This window comes from Thermococcus sp. 4557, from assembly GCF_000221185.1.
Classification (GTDB): domain Archaea; phylum Methanobacteriota_B; class Thermococci; order Thermococcales; family Thermococcaceae; genus Thermococcus.
This window is the reverse complement of the sequence record NC_015865.1, coordinates 1,436,325-1,453,273: the sequence shown is the minus strand read 5'-3', so window position 1 is coordinate 1,453,273 and position 16,949 is coordinate 1,436,325. Positions and strand designations below refer to the sequence as shown.

The following is a 16,949-nucleotide window of genomic DNA, read 5'->3' as shown; positions in this document are numbered from 1 at the left end:
AACACCGTCCTCCATTTCCACCAGAAGAAGTCAGCGGAAAGAACTTAAAAGAATATCGGAGATACCGGCTCACTTGTTCATCATGAGCCTTATCCTCTCGGCCGCGTCCTTGGCCTTGTCCGAGATGTTGCTGAGCGTCCTGGCGATGTTGAGGATGTAGAACCCGTCGCCCCAGCTCATCGAGTCGGCGTTCTCGAAGACGAGCTGCATGAGCTTCGTGTCGAGGCCGTCTATCTTGTTTTCAACGCTCTCTATCTGCCTGATTATCTCGTACTCCCGCTCTATCTCGCCCTCGGTGAAACCGCTCTCTATAACGCGGTCCATCTGGACTATGGCCTCGTGGACGAGCTTTGCGGCCTTGATGCTCTCCATGCCCATCTGGAGGATTATATCCTTGACCTCCGTCGGAACGCAGTCGGGCTTCTTGACGAGCAGCCACTTGGCGGTGTCCTCGGCGGCATCCGCCACCTTGTCCTGCATGTGGAGGTAGATTATAACGTCCTCCCTGGCGACTGCCATCATGAGCTTCGAGCTGAGGGAATCCCTTATCTCCTCCTTTATCCTGTCGGCAACGTCCTCGAGCCTGTCCACCTCGATTGCGAACTCCCTCATGCCCTCGTAGTCGCACGCGTACCATGCCTGAAGCGCCTTCTCGAGCGTTTCAACGGTGCTGAGCACGACGTCCGCGTGCTTTATGAGGGGTTTGAAGGGGCTCTTCGCGAAGAGCTTCGTCCACACCTGCATGATATCACCCCACGATCATAAGGACCTTGAATATGGCCGCGCTTATCAGTCCAGCGACCGGAACGGTAACGAACCAGGAGATTATTATATCCCTAACGATGTCCTTGTTTATTGCCTTTACTCCCCTTGCGAGGCCTATTCCTATGACCGCACCGACCACCGTGTGGGTCGTCGAGATGGGCAGCCCAAGCCAGCTGGCGGCGAGGACAACGGTTGCCGCCGAAAAGTCGATGGTGAAGCCGCGCGTGTTGGTGAGCTCGGTTATCTTCTTGCCGACCGTTTCCATGACCCTGTAACCGTAGGTGGCGACACCGACCGCGATTCCGAGACCGCCCATGGCGAGTATCCACTTGGGAACGGGAACCTGCATGCCGCCGAGGCCCATAGTGGCCACCGCGTAAACCGCCGCAACAGGGCCTATGGCGTTGGCCACGTCGTTGGCGCCGTGGGCGAGGGCAACGTAGGCAGAAGTAACCACCTGCGCCTTCCGGAATATCGCCTCAACGCCGATGAAGGGGTCGCTGCTCGGGAAGCGGAGCTTTATCAGGAGGTACGTTACCGCGAACACGATTATGCCCAGCGGGACGCCGTACATCAAAAATCCAGTCTTGAGGTCATTTCCGTGGAGAACCTTGATGTAGAACATGGTTCCAATGACGACGAACGCCAGCCCAATCCAGAACGGGGACCATATCCTGGCGCTCCTGACGGGGTCCTTTCTCTCGAAGATGCTCTTCGTGAAGGCCTTGAAGATGAGGTAGGCCATTATGGCGCCGATTATAGGCGAGAGAATCCAGCTGAGGACGACCTGGCCCATCTTGCCCCAGTTGACTATCGCGGTGCCGGCGTAGACTATTCCGTAGCCGGCTATGCCACCTATGACTGAATGGGTGGTGGAGACAGGCAGGCCGAACTTCGTCGCTATGATGAGCCATATCGTGGCCGCGAGGAGGGCAGCAACGGAGCCGTATACGAGGACCATCGGGTCGGTTATCATCGTCGGGTCGAGGATGCCCTTCCTTATCGTTTCGGTGACGCTCTTTCCGAAGAAGTACGCGCCCGCGAACTCAAGGACGCCGGCTATTATAACGGCCTGCTTCGGGGTTATCGCCTTCGCACCGACGGCGGTGCTCATGGAGTTCGCGGCGTCGTTGGCACCTATTGCCCAGGCCATCGAAAATCCTAGCACCACGGTTATCAGCAGCCATACGTCCACACTCACCACCGGGAGGGGCTCGAGGGCGGCATATAAATACCTTGCCGCAGTAGAATATAGTTACATACCCGCATCTATATAGCGGCAAATAGAATAAATAGGAGTCAGGGCTCCACCCTGACGGGCTCGACGGAGATCGTGCCGTCGGCACCCATCTGAAGCCTGACGTAGTGGTAGAAGCCGCCCTGGTCGGCGGGAACGTAGAGCGGCGCCCCTCCGCCACCAGTTATGAGCATCTGAACTCCGTCCTCCTCGCCGTACCAGTACATGTGGATGTGGCTGAATATCCCGAAGGCGTTGTACTCCTTCATCAGCTCCAGGAGCCTCTTCCCGTCCGCGGGATTCATGGCGTGGTCGCCCTCAGGCCTGGGGTCGATCGGCGGGGCGTGGAGAACCAGAACCGGCCTCTTCCCAGCCTCCTTCGCCTTCTCCAGCTCACCCTCGAGCCAGGCAAAGACCTCGTCGCCCAGCCCGTAGTCGTTCTCAACGTCGTTTATGAAGATGTAGCGGTATTTCCCGAGGTCGAAGGCGTAGTTGTCGGGGCCGAAGAGCATGTGGTAAACGTTCACGCCCTCCCCGCGGTACTCGTGGTTTCCGGGGGCCAGGAATATCGGCCGGTTCCATTTCCACTCCTCGAGCAGGGCCGCCCACTCGTTGACCGCCCCCCTGTAGACGAGGTCGCCGCCGTCGATGATGAAGAGGGCGTCACCTTCGTCGTTTATCATGTCCCGTATCTTAAGGAAGACCCCGGGCAGCGTGGTGCCCCCGTCGGGCCTGTGGTCTCCAAAGGCTATCACCGTGTAGTTCCCGACCTCCCGCGGAACCACGCTGAAGGAAGGCTCCGAAGTCGTGAACCTGACCCACGTATCGCCGGTCTCGGCGCCCTCTGGAAGGTTCAGCACCGAGGGGTTGGTGTTCTCGATAACGTAGGTGAGCGTGGCCCCGGTTCCGTCCCTGACCTCCACGCTGACGTTGAAGCCGAGGGCATGGATGTAAACCGTGGAGCCGTTGACGAGCCGGATGAAGCCGCCCCTCACGGTGACGTTCTCGCCATCAACGATGCGCCAGTAATACACGAAGGGCTCCACCGTCTTGAAGGATTCGAGGTACCAGCTCTCGCCGTCGTCCGGGAGGCCGTTCCAGTTGTTGTCGCCTATGACCTTGAGGATGATCCCCTCGAACTCGCCGCTCCTCAGAACGTCTTCCGTTCTAATGGCTGCCCCGTTCTTGAGGTTCATGGCGTACTCAAGGGCCGCGCCAGCGCCAGCTTTGCTGGTGCCCGTGAAAACGAAGTGAGCCTTTCCGTCCTCGTTGAAGGCGGCGAAGACACCCTTGTCCGGGCCGACGAACTTAACGCCCAGCTTGTAGACCACGTAGCCAAAGTAGTCGCTGACCGTTATGAGGATGGGCTTCCCCTTGAGAACGGCCCTCGCGTCCTTGGGGGACAGCACCGCAACGCCCCCGTCGTACTGGCTCGCGGGGAGTATCTGTGCGTTCGGGAAGTAGTGCTTCGCGAGGTCCTCGTAGCCCTCGCTGACGTAGACCCTGGAAACGTCCGCAAGCTCCGACCAGTCCGCGAGAACCTCACCCTTTCCGCGGGCCCCGAAGTCTATTCCGCCGGCGGGGGTGCCGGTGGTGCCCGTGTCGCTCGGCGTGCCCGTGTTCGAACTTATGCAGCCAGAGGCAAACACGATTAATACCAGAAAAATGGCAAGAGCAGCCCTTCTCATCATCTTCACCTGAAACCCCCTCGAGGGGGATGCTTAAAGCCCTTTTGATTCGTTTTTCCACCCACCGCATCGTTTAAATATCCGTTCATCCAAGTTGGGTCGGTGGTACCATGTTCGTCGGACACTACACCGAGGTCCCCGAGAAGGACACCGGTTTTGAGGGAGTGACGATAAGGTGGCTCGTTTCTCCAAAGCTCGGAGCGAAGAACTACGCGATGCGATACTTCGTCCTCAAGAAGGGCGCGGAGATACCTCTCCACGACCACGACTGGGAGCACGAGATATTCATCGTCAAGGGAGAGGGAATCATAACGAACGGAAAGGAAGAGTTCCACGTCAGGGAGGGCGACTTCCTCTACGTCCCGCCCAACGAGCCCCACGGCTACAAGGCAACCGGAGAAACGCTGGAGTTCCTCTGCATAATCCCGGCCAAAAAGGAGGCCATTCCCGAGGACGAGTGGGCTTAGCGCCTGTAGTGATGAACCTTTATTTTCTTCCTTCTCAGAGCGACGAGGTCCGCCTTTCTGGATTTTGAACGCGGGGGTTCTTCCTCGAGCAGGAGCCAGGCCAGGTCGTAGGCCAGGGAAGCTATTATAAACAGGAAAATCCCGAAAACTATCAGCGGGGTGTAGTACCAGACAACCCCCACCCTTGGGATGACCAGAACCACCCTTCCAAGAACCTGTTCTGGATAAACCCTCCAGGGATCACTATAGTCCCTGTTGTCGCCTCTGGTGACGTAGTAAATCCTTCCGCCAGAATCCGTCCTCACATCAACTATGCGGTGGGTTATTTTGTACGTCGAGTTGCCGATGGTCACGCGGTAGAGGATAACGTCCCCCACGTGGAGCCCATCCGGGGAGGAGGGCATCGTCACAACGAGGTCGTTGGGGTTTATGTGCGGCTCCATCGAGTCGGTCAGGATAACGACGTACTGGAAGCCGAAGACGAAGTGAAGAACCACGACTAGGACCACGAAGAACAGGAGGAAGTACGAGATTAGGGAGAGGACGTCGATACGACGCTTTACCATTAAACCACCACCTAATTAAAGCCGCATTCGGCACCCATCCTCACTATTTCAGCCCCATAGTTAGCGTGCCTCACTATGTAAACCCAGTCAACGTAGGCTAAAAGATTGACGGTGCCCCACCAATCAGCGTTCGCTTGGCCGAACCCTATCGAAACCTCCCTGTTCCTGAAGCGGTTGCTGGTCTCGAAGACGTGGGAAACGATCAAAGCCCCACTCGAGAACTTCTCGATCCTGCCTGTGCTGTTCCGCGGGGTGACCACTATCTCGCCGAGGTAGTACTGCTTTCCGGCATACTTGCTGGTTTCGTCGCTTCCGCTCCGGTCGTTGCCGAACTCGAAGCGGAACTTGGAGTTGAAGTTCTCCTTAATCGCTATGTAGTCGTACCTGTCCCCGTTGCCAACGGCAGCATGGATGAACATGTAAAAGGGGTAACTGACGACCCCCTGCTTACCGGAGCCCCTTTTGAACTTGAAGACTACGGCGTAGGAGTCATCGACCTTGAGCCTCACCAGCTCGGCCTCCTTTGCCGTGCTCCCAGACCACCAGTTGGTCGAGATAGTCGAGTTCACGACCAGCTTTCCCCTCTTGATGTAAAGCTCCCCGCCCCCAAAGGCCTGGGAATTGGAAAAGATGCCACTATCGACGTAGGGGTAGCTCTTGAGGCGGTTGAAGGGTTCCCAGTAGACAAAGAGCTCAGCAGGCTTCCTATAGCGCCTGTAGGGGTTGTCTGAACCGTAGTATATCCTCACCAGGGCCCGGCCGCGGGCAGGAATCCGGGGGACTTTGAAAAAGACCGTGAAAACCCTGCTGGTACGCCTCATAACCCAGTAGTAGAGGGGATTGCCGTTTTCATCGACGACGTAGACGTTACCGGCTTTGAGCCGGGAGTAAGCGGGTATCCTGTCAGAGGGAATGGTTATGTTGAAGGTGTAGTTCACGAGCTCCCTGTTCTCGAGGTTGGTAACGTTGACGTCGATGTAGTACCTCCCGGCGGTGCAGGAGCCGATGGGCTGGACGGTCAAATCAATCGATGGAACGGAAAAAGCGGGAGCCAGAACTAGGAAAGACGCGAGTAGGAAAATCAAGCCGAAGATTCTGAGTTTACCGTCGATGGGGTGGCGTGGCATGGTTTAGCACTCATAAGGGTCAGAAAACGCAGAAAAGGAAAGGAGGTCGGGGCGTGTAGCGTTCATTCAACCTATGCCAAGTGCCAATCATGTATTGACCTGATTGCCAGCAATAACAAGGGACACACTCTTGATGTAGTTTTGAGTAAGGTCTATGTTAATGCCTGAAGACACAGTAATTGTAGTATCAGACGCCCCAATGTTGCCATTAACATGAATAACATTATCATCGTCGAGGGTTATGTAGAGATCCCAAGTACTATCCACACCAGGTCCCTGATCAAGGGTTATCGTAGCACCAGTTATGGTGGTTCCTGAGATATCCCAGTTGATGGCGGCAGTAGTAGTGTCTATCTTAGCATCCGTATTGGAACCACCACCAACCTGCTGAACGTTCACAGTAATAGCCGGAACAGCCAGAGCAGCGCCAACCATCGCCAGCACAAGGGCGAGTGCCAGCGGAATTAACCTTTTCTTATTACTCCTTCTCATCCTGATTCACCTCCAGCATGAAGGATTTGTTTATATGCTTGCACGAGAGTATAAATAGTTTTCGAATGCAAACCTAATTGGTTCACCCTTTGATATTGTAAGTTCTACAATGAAACCCAAAACCCGTTAGACATCCCACAATAATCATTGAATACTCCCCAAGAAAGATACCTCAGCGGAGGGATGTACCCTTAAGATACGTTGAGCCGGCCCAATCAACCCGAACCTGCAGAAATTCGCCGGGTTCGCCAGAATCGAGGATTATATCCTTGTAGTTGAAAGTCCTGCCCTCGACGCCGCCCTTCTTACCCTCGCCGTGGACGAGAACCTCAACGGTTCTCCCGACGTAGGCGCGGTTTATCTCGTAGGCTATGGCAAGGCGGAGCCTGTGAAGCTCCCTCGAGCGCTCCTTGGCCTTCCAGCCGGGAATCTGCTTCCACTTCGCCGCTATCGTTCCGGGCCTCGGTGAATAGCGCGAAACGTTGATTTTGTCGGGCCTGACGCGCTCCACCAGCCCCACGGTGTTCCTGAAGGCCTCATCAGTTTCCCCGGGGAAGCCAACTATTATGTCCGTGTTGAGGTTCAAATCGCGAACTTTCTTACGAAAAGTTCGAACTATCTCCTCGAACTGTTCCACAGTGTACGTTCTACCCATCCGCTTCAGAACCTCATCGTCGCCGCTCTGGACGGGCAGGTGGATGAAGCGGTAGACCTTCTCATCGGTGTAGGCATCGACGAGCTCGTCGAGGAACCTGAGAACGTGGTTCGGGTTCATCATTCCAACCCTGACCCTGAAGTCGCCCTCGATGGCAGTTATCTCGTCGAGGAGTTCGGCCAGGTTCGTCCCGATGTCGAAGCCGTAGCAGCCGGTGTCCTCGCTCGACAGCTGTATCTCCCTGTATCCCCTGGCGAGGGCCTCCTTAACCCACTTAACGACGAGCTCCGGTTTGTAGCTCCTCAGAACTCCCCTGGCGAAGCGGGTCGCGCAGTAGGTGCATGCGTTGAGGCAACCCTCGCTTATCGGGACGACGAAGGCAACGCCGCCCTTCCAGAGTCTCGGAAGTTCGAGCTTGTCTATGTTCCTCTCGCGCCAGCCCTCGACGCTCACCAGCTTCCCGCCGCGCTCCGCTAGGCTTATCGCCTCGGCTATCCTGTCTATGCTCTTAACACCGAGTATCCCGGAAACGCGTGAATCTATTGCATCCGGGTTGACGTGAGGGAGGCAGCCGGTGACGATCACCTTCCTGCCCGCATCGAGGAGCTCCTTTATCCTCTCGCGCATGTGCTTCTCCGTCGGGTCCTTGACGGCACAGGTGTTCACCACGACGTAATCGGCAGTTTCGGGGGTCTCCGCCAGCCCATAGCCCGCACTAACCAGAATCGCCTCCATCATCTCGGCGTCTGCCCTGTTCCTCGTGCACCCGTAGGTCTCGACGTGAACCCTGACCATCGGTGGGCGCTCTGGGAAGGGGTTTAAAAAGGGTGCGGTTCAAAAATGGGGATTAAACCGCACCCATAATACTCAGGAGCATGAAGAGGGCGGCGAAGAGAAAAAGGGCCACGAGCGTTAATTTCTTCTTTATCCATTCGCGGGGCCTGTTGTAGTGCCGCATAACGAGGTAGGAAAGGGAGCAAACGATCAGGACCGGAATCAATGCCGAGACGGCTACGAAAAGCGCACCGGGGAGGTAGCGGTCGATACCCGATGTATCGAGGAGCGCCACCGTCCAGTAGAGCATGACGGGTGACAGAAGAACCAGGACTCCAATTACAACTCCGATCATTATGGAGTCCTCATCCATGGACTCACCAAGAAAATCTTGAATTAATACCTTAAAAACGTCTCGCAATATTTGCATGTAAGAATAAGAGGAAAAAAGGATCAGATGACTTCGCCAAAGGCGAACTTCCTCTTGACCGAGTTAATGACGATCTCAACCTCGTCGCCGACCTGAGTGTTCGGGACGAAGATAACGAAGCCCTTTATCTTGGCGATGCCATCGCCACCCTTTCCAAGGCTCTCAATCCTAACTCTATACCTTTCTCCAACCTTAACAGGGGCTTCGTAGCCACCGCCAAATCCATCTCCATACATATCTAACACCAACTCTTTCAACTTTCAGGGCTCCCTCGAAAGACTCCGAGAAGAGTCCCATTGGGAACTCATCTCGAGGGTATATAAAGCTTTGGGTGGATTTTAGGCCCCTAAGGTCATTAAAATACCGTTTCAAGCCATAGGAAGGCACCGATGCAGGATTTTCCAGAGAACGCATTCCTCCAGCGCCCGATCGAGGAAGACCTCGGCGCGGATGTTCGCGGGCAGGTAATTAACCTTTGGTTAACAACGAAGGGTTAGATACCTTTGTTTTCAATTCTAAGCTTCAAAAAACCCTTTTAAGAGGATTTTTTCTATGGTAAGCGGAAATCCGGGAAAATGAAGCCGAGATAAGGTTGTAAACCAAAAGTGGGGGGACGCACAATGGGTTTCATTCCTGTATTCATTTGGTCATTCGTGCTCTGGCTTGTGCTGACAGCGGGCAGCAAGGGTATGCTGTGGAGCCCCGAAGAGCTCGTCGCGGGAGTGGTGTTCTCGGGGATAATCGCCTTCACGACGAAGGACATCATAGGCGAGAAGGCATCCCGCTTCCTCAACCCGGCGAAGTGGGTCGGCTTTGTGGTTTACTCCATCGGCCCGCTCTTCTGGGGCATGGTCAAGGCGAACCTCGACGTTGCCTACCGCGTCATAACCGGCAGGATAAAGCCCGGAATCGTTCGCGTTCCGGTCGATCTCGAAAACGACGCCCAGTACACGATCCTCAGCAACTCGATAACGCTCACCCCCGGAACGCTCACCGTGGACGCATGCCCCGAGGAGAAGGCCCTCTACGTCCACTGGATAAACGTGACCGAGAAGGAGCCGGAGAGCTCCGAGGTCATAGCGGGTTCATTTGAAAAATGGGCGAGGAGGCTGGGAAGATGATAGCACCGGAGTTCTTCTATGCGGCGGTCATAGTCATGATCGGAGCATTCCTGGCGCTGCTCAGGGTGTTCTTCGGACCGAGCGTGCCGGATAGAGTGGTCGGAGTGGACACCCTCAACACGCTGATCGTTGCCGGAATGGTTCTCCTCGGAGCGGCCTACGACAGGACGATATACATCGATATCGCCATCGTTTACGCCCTTCTGAGCTACGTGGGAACCCTGGCCATAGCCAAGTACCTCCAGGGGGGATTGGAATGAACGCTGTCACTTACGTCATCTACGCATTCCTTGCGATAAACATCACGTTCAACCTGCTGGGCAGCTTCTCGCTCCACAGGTTCCCGGACGTCTACACCAGACTCCACGGAGCGACCAAGTGCACCACCTTCGGGACGATATTCGCGGTTCTGGCGGTGGTGGTTCACGCCGCCTACCAGCTCCACCTCACCGGCGACCCCAAGTACCTCCAGATGGCGCTTCACAGCCTAGTTGCCCTCATCGCGTTGCTCCTCACGAACCCGACCGGAGCGCACGCGATAGCCAAGGCGGCCCATCTGAGCGGCTACAAGCCGGTCAAAGCCGTCATTGACGCGTACGAAGACAAGCTCAGGGGTGGTGCCGAATGAACGCCCTTTCGATGGACATGGTCATACAGTTCGGAATACTCCTCGGCGTGCTGGTGGCGGCCTACATCACGATAACGATGAGAGACCTGCTCAGCGCGGCCATCGCTTCCGCCGCTATGAGCCTGCTCCTCAGCCTGGAGTTCTACATGCTCCACGCGCCGGATGTGGCGATAGCCGAGGCCGCGGTCGGAGCCGGCGTCGTTACGGCCGTGGTTGTGTACGGGATAGCCAAAACGGAGAGATGGGAGCGTGAGGGACCATGAAGAGGACTTTCGGAGCTCTCGCACTGCTGTTCCTCCTCGGAGTGCTGCTCGTCGTTGCGAGCCCCTCAACCGGAATAAAGTTCGGCCTCGGCGGTGAGGACTGGAAGGCCTACCGCTACACCGACCAGTACTACATAGACCACGGCGTGCAGGAGGTCGGCGGAACCAACATAGTTACGGACATAGTCTTCGACTACCGTGGCTACGATACCCTCGGAGAGGCTACCGTTCTCTTTACTGCCATAGCAGGAGCGGTTGCGCTTCTCAGGCCCTGGAGGAGGGATGAGGATGAAGAGTGACATGGGACTGATCGTTAAGACCACCGCGCGGGCCACCATTCCGCTCATAGGAATCTTTGGTGCCTACGTGGTCTCACACGGTCACCTTACGCCGGGAGGCGGCTTCCAGGGAGGAGCGACCATAGCGGGAGCCGGGATACTGTTCCTCATAGCCTTCGGGCTGGGCGAGATGAAGAGGCGCTACAACCACCACCTCTACTCGGCCCTCGAAGGTCTGGGCGGCCTGGTATTCCTCGGAGCGGCCATGCTCGGCCTTGGCGTAGCGTTCTTCTACAACACGCTGTGGCAGGGCGGGCCGGTCTTCAACGGCCAGCCGGGAACGCTGCTCTCTGCCGGATACCTGCCGATAATGAACCTCGCAGTTGGACTGAAGGTCTTCGCGGGACTGGTCAGCGCGATGGTCGCCATAGCGGCGTACAGGAGGTGGAAAGAATGATACCATTCCAGTTCATCACTGCATTCCTGCTAATAGCCATGGGGATCTACGCCCTCCTCTACAAGAGGAACCTCATCAAGCTCATACTGGCCCTCAACATCATTGATGCAGGCATCCACCTGCTCCTCATAAGCTTCGGATACCGCATAGAGGCGGGCCAGATACCGACGGCGCCAATCTACACGGGCTACGAGACGGTAAAGAGCGCAATGGTTGCCCCGATTCCGCAGGCGCTCACGCTCACCAGCATAGTCATTGGAGTATGTGTTCTCTCGCTGGCGATGGCCCTCACGATAAACGCCTACAGGCACTACGGAAGCCTTGACGTTAACAAGCTCAGGAGGTTGAGAGGATGAACGGGCTGATCCCATACCTCATCATAGTCCCTCTCCTTGGAGCATTCGCACTGCCCATAGTGGGCCTCGCGGGAAGGAAGGCCAAGGAGCTGTGGGCGATACTCATAACAGGCATCACCCTCGGCGTCGCGGCCGGACTGTTCAAAGAAGTCTGGGAGAGCGGCGAGATACTCGTCTACACCCTCGGAGCGAGGAGCCCCCTCGGAAACGGCGTGCCGTTCCCGATAAGGATAGTCTGGGAGGTAGACCTCCTCAGTGCTCTCTTCGCCCTGATGGTGACCTTCATAGCCTTCGTGGCCGTGCTCTACTCCAGCGAGTACATGAGGCACGACACGGGGCTTGAGAAGTACTACGCCCTGGTCCTCGTCCTCGAGGTCGGCATGCTCGGCATAGCCATAACCGGAGACCTGTTCAACTTCTACGTCTTCCTGGAGATAATGAGCATAGCGAGCTACGCCCTCGTCGCCTTCAGGAACGACACCTGGGAGGGCATCGAGGCGGGCATAAAGTACATGTTCGCCGGCTCGCTGGCCAGCTCGTTCATCCTCCTCGGCATAGTGCTCCTCTACGGCCAGTACGGAACGCTGACTATGGCATATCTGGCCAAGATGATAGCCGAGAACCCGACCTTCACCGCCAAGGTGGCCCTCGGCCTCCTCGCGGGCGGACTGCTCTTCAAGAGCGGTGCCGTTCCGGTGCACATGTGGCTCGCCGATGCTCACCCGGCGGCACCGAGCTCGATCAGCGCCATGCTCTCGGGTCTCGTCATCAAGATAGGCGGTACCTACGCCCTGGCGAGGCTCGCCTTCAGCGTCTTCAGCGCCGGAATCAGCACCAGAACTATCGGCTGGATAATCATATTCTTCGCCTGCGTGACCCTCATAGTCGGAAACGCGATGGCGGTGATACAGACCGACATGAAGAGGCTCTTCGCATTCTCCAGCGTCGGCCAGATCGGCTACATCCTCCTGGGAATCGGAATCGGCCTTGCCGCGTACGGAAGCGACGTCGGCCAGGTTGCTCTGGCTGGTGCGATATACCACACAGTGAACCACGCGATAATGAAGGCCCTCCTGTTCCTCGTCGCGGGAGTGGTCATACACCAGCTTGGAACCAAGAACCTCAACGAGCTGAGCGGAATAGCCAGAAAGATGCCGGTCACGAGCTTCGCATTCCTGGTAGGCGCGGCCGCGATAATCGGCCTTCCGCCGCTCAACGGCTTCGCGAGCAAGTGGCTCATCTACGAGAGCTCGGCGCTCTTCAACCCGTTCCTCGCGGCGGTAGCGGTCATAGGCACGGCCTTCTGTACGGCGGCTTATATCAGGGTGCTCTTCACGTTCTTCGGAAGGCCGAGTGAGAAAGTCATGAACGCAAAGGAGCCAGGAAAGGCCATGCTCGTGCCGATGCTCATACTGGTGGTGGCAATAATCATCATGGGACTCTTCCCATGGGGCATCAGCGACAAGGTCATGCTTCCGGCGGCAAAGACCCTGGAGAACATAGGGGCTTACGTTTCGGCGGTGCTGGGGGGTGCGTGAAATGTTTGGCTACTGGGATGCACTCTACTTCATCTACGTCTTCGCCATAGGCCTGCTCATCTCGTACGCCCTCTACAAGTGGGCCGAGCGCTCCAGCACGGGGACGAGGAGAACCGGCGATGGAACGAAGATATTCCTCAGCGGTGAGGACCAGGACGAGATTATTCCGCAGTTCGAGCACTTCCAGGGCTACGTCACCGGAAGACACGTCATGTGGGGCCTCATAAGGGGAATCCACAGGATGTTCCTCATCTTCCGCAGGGAGCACACCGGCCTGCTGAGCGACTACATCAGCTACCTGCTCGTCACGACCGCGATAATTGTGGGAGCACTGATAGTGTGGGGGTGAGATGAATGGCGATTAAGGTTACAAGGGCAGAGACCGATGTCAGCTCAAACTCCTCGGAGCGCGAGAGGCTTGAGAGGGAGATATCAAAGCTCTGCAGGTACATAGGGCGCTCACCCTGGGTGTTCCACGTAAACAGCGGCAGCTGCAACGGCTGCGACATTGAAATAATAGCCGCGTTAACACCGAGGTACGACGCCGAGCGCTTCGGTGTGAAGCTCGTCGGAACGCCGAGGCACGCCGACATACTGCTCGTAACCGGACCGGTGACCGACCAGAGCCTTGAGAGGGTCAAGCTGGTCTACGAGCAGACGCCGGACCCCAAAGTCGTCATAGCCGTCGGAGCCTGCCCCACCGGCGGAAGCGTGTTCTTCGAGAGCCCGTTCACCAACGCACCGCTGGACAAGCACATACCGGTGGACGTCTTCGTGCCCGGCTGCCCGCCGAGGCCCGAGGCGATACTCTACGGAGTCGTGCTCGGTCTGCAGAAGCTGATAGAGAGAATTGAGGGGGGTAGGAGATGAACGTTGACGAGTTCGTTAAAGCCTTTGGCGAGAGGTTCCCCGAGGCCGAGGTAAGGGTGAGCGAGAACAAGATGCCCCACCCGAAGAGGCGCGTCTGGGTCGAGATAGACAGGGAGAGGTTCCACGACGCCATGAAGTTCATCAAGGAGCTCGACCCGAAGGCCCAGTTCTCCATCATAATAGGGATAGACGCCGGCGACAGACTGCTCGCCAAGTACCACATGGAGATGTTCTGGGAGGATGGGGAGAGCCTGTCGCTCGTCATAGGCACGAGCGTTCCCAAGGACGACCCCAAGTTGCCCACAGTCACGGACATCTTCCCGAGCGCGCTGCCCTACGAGAGGGAGAACCAGGAGTTCCTCGGGCTGTTCTTCGAGGGAATCCCCGACCCAAGGAGGCTCTTCCTGCCCGACGACTTCCCGGAGGGAATCTACCCGCTGAGGCTCGACGAGACCGGAATCAAGCCCGAGATGGTGAAGAACGCAGGACATCCGTACAAAATCAAAAAGGAGGGCTCGAAATGAACGGAAAGCTTGAGTACTGGGTCAAGGTTCCCGTGGGACCCATTCACCCCGCACTGGAGGAGCCCGAGAAATTCATCATCACGCTCGATGGAGAGAGGATAGTCAACGTTGACGTCAAGCTAGGCTACAACCTCAGGGGCCTCGAATGGATAGCCATGAGGAGGAACTACATCCAGATACTCTACCTCGCCGAGAGGATATGCGGAATCTGCTCCTTCTCCCACAACCACACCTACTCCAGGGCCGTTGAGGAGATGGCCGGCATAGAGGTGCCCGAGAGGGCCGAGTACATCCGCGTGATAACCGGCGAGCTGGAGAGGATCCACTCCCACCTGCTCAACCTCGGGGTCGTTGGGCACACCATAGGCTACGACACCACCCTCCACCTCAGCTGGCTCGCCCGCGAGCGCGTCATGGACATTCTGGAGGCCATCGGCGGCAACAGGGTCAACTACTCCATCAACACCATCGGCGGCGTGAGGAGGGACCTGGAGGAGAAGCACATCAGGGCCATACTCGACATGATAAAGAACTACAGGAACGAGGTCATGCCGAAGATAGAGGAGATATTCCTCTACGATCCGACGGTCGAGGCCAGGCTGAGGGACGCTGGAGTTATTCCAAAGAGAATCGCCATCGAGTACAGCGCCCAGGGACCGACCGCAAGGGGAAGCGGCGTGAAGAAGGACGTCCGCTACAACGAGAAGCTGAGCGTCTACCCCGACCTCGGCGTGAAGCCGATAACGCCCAAGGAGTTCACCGGCGTTGTCAAGGGGGACGTTTTCGACAGGATGGTGGTCCGCGTTGGAGAGCTCTGGCAGAGCATGGAGCTCATAGAGAGGGCCATAGACCAGATGCCGGAGGGCAAGATAAAGGCCGTTCCAAAGGACAACACCCTCCTGTTCCAGCTCAAGAAGGCTGAGGGAGAGGGGATAGGCAGGTACGAGGCGCCGCGCGGTGAGCTCATCCACTACGTCATGGGCCAGAAGGGCAAGGACGTTCCGGCGAAGTGGAAGATGCGCGAGCCCACCTTCCCGAACCTGTTCGCGATAGCCAGAGCGCTGGTCGGCGAGCAGGTGGCGGACGTTCCCGTCGCGATAGCCTCAATAGACCCGTGCCTGAGCTGTACCGACAGGGTCGCGGTGGTGGATGCCAACACCGGAAGGAAGAAGGTCCTCACCGAGAGGGACCTCCTTAAGCTCTCCATCGAGAAAACGAGGGAGCTGAACCCGAACGTTAAGGCAAAGCCCGAAGTTGTTGGAGTAGGCTGCCCGAGGGGTGGTGTCCTATGAACGTCCTCTACGCAACGCTCGGATTCCTGGGGATTTACGCTTACGTATCCTTCGCCTCACTGCTCTGGGGAGGCATAGACAGGAAACTGGTTGCGAGGATGCAGCGCAGGATGGGCCCCCCGCTGCTCCAGCCGTTCTACGACTTCCTGAAGCTGGTGAGCAAGGAGTCCATAATCCCGAGGGACGCCAACAAATTCTTCGAGCTGGCCCCCGTGCTGGCCCTCGCCACCTCCATCGCCCTGCTCGCCTACACCCCGCTCGGGTTTGAACCCATCTTCGGAACCAAGGGCGACGTGATACTCTTCATCTACCTGCTGACCCTAATCGGCTTCCTCAGGGTCGTCGGTGCCGTTAGCTCGGGCTCCCCCTACGCTCAGATAGGTGCCCAGAGGGAGATGATAATCCTCGTCTCCAGGGAGGGGCCGATGATGCTGGCCCTCTTCACCATACTCTGGCGCCTCAGCGACCTCGGCGTTACAAAGCCCTTCAGCATGGGCACCTTCTACGAGCACAACGTCTGGGAGCTCGGGACGCCGATGAGCGTAATAGGAACCGTGGTGCTCCTGCTCGTCTTCCTCGCCTGGCTCGCCAGCGAAATCGAGGTCGGCTACTTCGACATCCCCGAGGCCGAGACCGAGCTCGCCGAGGGAACGATGGCCGAGTACAGCGGAAGGCACCTGGCCCTCTTCGAGCTGGCCAACGCGATAAAGGCCTTCGTGAGCGCGAGCCTCGTCGTGGCGATATTCTTCCCGTGGGGACTCTCGGGCTACATCGGGCTCACGGGGCTTCCGGCGGTGGCCATAGACCTACTCTTCCACACCCTCAAGGTCTTCGCCGTGCTCTTCGTGAGCATGAGCCTTTTCAGGGCGGTGACGGGAAGGCTCAGGATAAACCAGGCGGTGAGCCTGTTCTGGACCAGGATGCTTCCGGCCGCGATAGTGGGAGCACTGCTGCTGGCAATAGACACCCTGGGGGTGGTGGCATGAGGGTTCCACCGACGCTCTCAGCCGTGCTGAGCAACCTGTTCAAGAAGCCGGCAACCAACCCATTCCCGGCCAGCGATCCGGTTCCGACTCCAGAGGGCTTCAGGGGCAAGCTCGTCTACTATCCCGACAAGTGCGTCGGCTGCAGGCTCTGCGTGATGGTCTGCCCGGCCGGGGTTATAGAGTACGTTCCGGAGGTCAGGAAGGTCACCTTCTGGCTCGGAAGATGCGTCTTCTGCCAGCAGTGCGTGGACGTCTGCCCCGTGAAGGCCCTGGAGATGAGCGATGAGTTCCTCCTGGCCACGGACGACAAGTACAACGACAACCTCCGCTGGTTCAAGGAGGATGAGATAGAGGAGCTCAAAAAGAAGCTGGAGGAGCAGAAGAAGGCCAAAGAGGCGGCAAAGAAAGGGGCCGAATCTCAGAAGAAGTAACCCC

Annotated in this window: 24 protein-coding genes; 15 read left to right on the top strand and 9 right to left on the bottom strand. The window is 57.4% G+C overall.

Going from position 1 to position 16,949, the window contains the following annotated elements:
• Nucleotides 1-69: 69 nt before the first annotated feature.
• From GQS_RS07630 to GQS_RS07620, 3 genes are all read right to left on the bottom strand, one after another.
• Nucleotides 70-744 carry a TIGR00153 family protein gene (locus tag GQS_RS07630; protein ID WP_014013108.1) on the bottom strand — a complete coding sequence of 225 codons (675 nt, stop codon included), beginning with the start codon at nt 742-744 and terminating at the stop codon, nt 70-72.
• A 4-nt stretch (nt 745-748) separates the two neighbouring features.
• On the bottom strand, nt 749-1,918 hold the full coding sequence (locus GQS_RS07625) for an inorganic phosphate transporter (RefSeq protein WP_048056656.1): 1,170 nt from the start codon (nt 1,916-1,918) through the stop codon (nt 749-751).
• A gap of 146 nt (nt 1,919-2,064) precedes the next feature.
• Nucleotides 2,065-3,690 carry a metallophosphoesterase gene (locus tag GQS_RS07620; RefSeq protein WP_014013106.1) on the bottom strand — a complete coding sequence of 542 codons (1,626 nt, stop codon included), beginning with the start codon at nt 3,688-3,690 and terminating at the stop codon, nt 2,065-2,067.
• Nucleotides 3,691-3,800: 110 nt separating this feature from the next.
• On the opposite strand from GQS_RS07620, the gene GQS_RS07615 reads away from it, so the two are divergent.
• Entirely contained in the window at nt 3,801-4,157 is a 357-nt protein-coding gene (locus GQS_RS07615; protein ID WP_014013105.1) for a cupin domain-containing protein, read from the top strand.
• Here the strand turns inward: GQS_RS07615 and GQS_RS07610 are convergent.
• The 6 genes from GQS_RS07610 to GQS_RS07585 form a co-directional block, all read right to left on the bottom strand.
• Nucleotides 4,154-4,723 carry a signal peptidase I gene (locus GQS_RS07610; protein WP_014013104.1) on the bottom strand — a complete coding sequence of 190 codons (570 nt, stop codon included), beginning with the start codon at nt 4,721-4,723 and terminating at the stop codon, nt 4,154-4,156. The two genes, GQS_RS07615 and GQS_RS07610, sit on opposite strands and share 4 nt — an antisense overlap.
• An 11-nt stretch (nt 4,724-4,734) precedes the next feature.
• Entirely contained in the window at nt 4,735-5,850 is a 1,116-nt protein-coding gene (locus GQS_RS07605) for a DUF2341 domain-containing protein (protein ID WP_014013103.1), read from the bottom strand.
• A gap of 87 nt (nt 5,851-5,937) precedes the next feature.
• Nucleotides 5,938-6,342, bottom strand: a complete 405-nt coding sequence (locus GQS_RS07600) for a hypothetical protein (protein ID WP_014013102.1) — start codon at nt 6,340-6,342, stop codon at nt 5,938-5,940.
• 172 nt (nt 6,343-6,514) lie between these two features.
• The gene (locus GQS_RS07595) at nt 6,515-7,792 is read right to left on the bottom strand and encodes a tRNA (N(6)-L-threonylcarbamoyladenosine(37)-C(2))-methylthiotransferase (RefSeq protein WP_014013101.1); all 1,278 of its coding nucleotides are present in this window, start codon (nt 7,790-7,792) and stop codon (nt 6,515-6,517) included.
• Between the two features lie 52 nt (nt 7,793-7,844).
• Nucleotides 7,845-8,144, bottom strand: a complete 300-nt coding sequence (locus GQS_RS07590; protein WP_014013100.1) for a hypothetical protein — start codon at nt 8,142-8,144, stop codon at nt 7,845-7,847.
• An 80-nt stretch (nt 8,145-8,224) separates the two neighbouring features.
• Nucleotides 8,225-8,437: a TRAM domain-containing protein gene (locus GQS_RS07585; RefSeq protein ID WP_014013099.1), complete on the bottom strand. Its 213-nt coding sequence runs from the start codon at nt 8,435-8,437 to the stop codon at nt 8,225-8,227.
• A gap of 384 nt (nt 8,438-8,821) precedes the next feature.
• Here GQS_RS07585 and GQS_RS07580 point away from each other — a divergent pair, with 384 nt between their 5' ends.
• Genes GQS_RS07580 through GQS_RS07515 form a run of 14 tightly spaced genes read left to right on the top strand, consistent with a single transcriptional unit; the run spans nt 8,822 to nt 16,945 of the window.
• A complete protein-coding gene (locus GQS_RS07580; protein ID WP_048056551.1) occupies nt 8,822-9,322 on the top strand; it encodes a monovalent cation/H+ antiporter subunit E in 501 nt (166 codons plus the stop codon).
• Complete coding sequence (locus GQS_RS07575; RefSeq protein ID WP_048056655.1) at nt 9,319-9,582, top strand: cation:proton antiporter; 264 nt, start codon at nt 9,319-9,321, stop codon at nt 9,580-9,582. Before GQS_RS07580 ends, GQS_RS07575 begins: the two co-directional genes overlap by 4 nt.
• Nucleotides 9,579-9,950 carry a monovalent cation/H(+) antiporter subunit G gene (gene mnhG / locus GQS_RS07570; RefSeq protein WP_014013095.1) on the top strand — a complete coding sequence of 124 codons (372 nt, stop codon included), beginning with the start codon at nt 9,579-9,581 and terminating at the stop codon, nt 9,948-9,950. Before GQS_RS07575 ends, mnhG begins: the two co-directional genes overlap by 4 nt.
• Complete coding sequence (locus GQS_RS07565; protein ID WP_014013094.1) at nt 9,947-10,213, top strand: DUF4040 domain-containing protein; 267 nt, start codon at nt 9,947-9,949, stop codon at nt 10,211-10,213. The genes mnhG and GQS_RS07565 overlap by 4 nt, the downstream gene beginning before the upstream one ends.
• Complete coding sequence (gene mbhE / locus GQS_RS07560; RefSeq protein WP_014013093.1) at nt 10,210-10,512, top strand: hydrogen gas-evolving membrane-bound hydrogenase subunit E; 303 nt, start codon at nt 10,210-10,212, stop codon at nt 10,510-10,512. The genes GQS_RS07565 and mbhE overlap by 4 nt, the downstream gene beginning before the upstream one ends.
• Complete coding sequence (locus GQS_RS07555) at nt 10,502-10,948, top strand: Na(+)/H(+) antiporter subunit B (protein ID WP_014013092.1); 447 nt, start codon at nt 10,502-10,504, stop codon at nt 10,946-10,948. The genes mbhE and GQS_RS07555 overlap by 11 nt, the downstream gene beginning before the upstream one ends.
• Entirely contained in the window at nt 10,945-11,304 is a 360-nt protein-coding gene (locus GQS_RS07550) for an NADH-quinone oxidoreductase subunit K (RefSeq protein ID WP_014013091.1), read from the top strand. The genes GQS_RS07555 and GQS_RS07550 overlap by 4 nt, the downstream gene beginning before the upstream one ends.
• Nucleotides 11,301-12,842: a proton-conducting transporter membrane subunit gene (locus tag GQS_RS07545; protein WP_014013090.1), complete on the top strand. Its 1,542-nt coding sequence runs from the start codon at nt 11,301-11,303 to the stop codon at nt 12,840-12,842. The genes GQS_RS07550 and GQS_RS07545 overlap by 4 nt, the downstream gene beginning before the upstream one ends.
• 1 nt (nt 12,843) lies before the next feature.
• Nucleotides 12,844-13,191 carry a hypothetical protein gene (locus GQS_RS07540; protein WP_014013089.1) on the top strand — a complete coding sequence of 116 codons (348 nt, stop codon included), beginning with the start codon at nt 12,844-12,846 and terminating at the stop codon, nt 13,189-13,191.
• 5 nt (nt 13,192-13,196) lie between these two features.
• Nucleotides 13,197-13,712: an NADH-quinone oxidoreductase subunit B family protein gene (locus GQS_RS07535; RefSeq protein WP_014013088.1), complete on the top strand. Its 516-nt coding sequence runs from the start codon at nt 13,197-13,199 to the stop codon at nt 13,710-13,712.
• Nucleotides 13,709-14,236, top strand: a complete 528-nt coding sequence (locus tag GQS_RS07530; RefSeq protein WP_014013087.1) for an NADH-quinone oxidoreductase subunit C — start codon at nt 13,709-13,711, stop codon at nt 14,234-14,236. Before GQS_RS07535 ends, GQS_RS07530 begins: the two co-directional genes overlap by 4 nt.
• A complete protein-coding gene (locus GQS_RS07525; RefSeq protein ID WP_014013086.1) occupies nt 14,233-15,528 on the top strand; it encodes a nickel-dependent hydrogenase large subunit in 1,296 nt (431 codons plus the stop codon). The genes GQS_RS07530 and GQS_RS07525 overlap by 4 nt, the downstream gene beginning before the upstream one ends.
• The gene (locus GQS_RS07520; protein WP_014013085.1) at nt 15,525-16,514 is read left to right on the top strand and encodes a respiratory chain complex I subunit 1 family protein; all 990 of its coding nucleotides are present in this window, start codon (nt 15,525-15,527) and stop codon (nt 16,512-16,514) included. Before GQS_RS07525 ends, GQS_RS07520 begins: the two co-directional genes overlap by 4 nt.
• Entirely contained in the window at nt 16,511-16,945 is a 435-nt protein-coding gene (locus GQS_RS07515) for a 4Fe-4S binding protein (protein WP_014013084.1), read from the top strand. Before GQS_RS07520 ends, GQS_RS07515 begins: the two co-directional genes overlap by 4 nt.
• Nucleotides 16,946-16,949 lie beyond the last annotated feature (4 nt).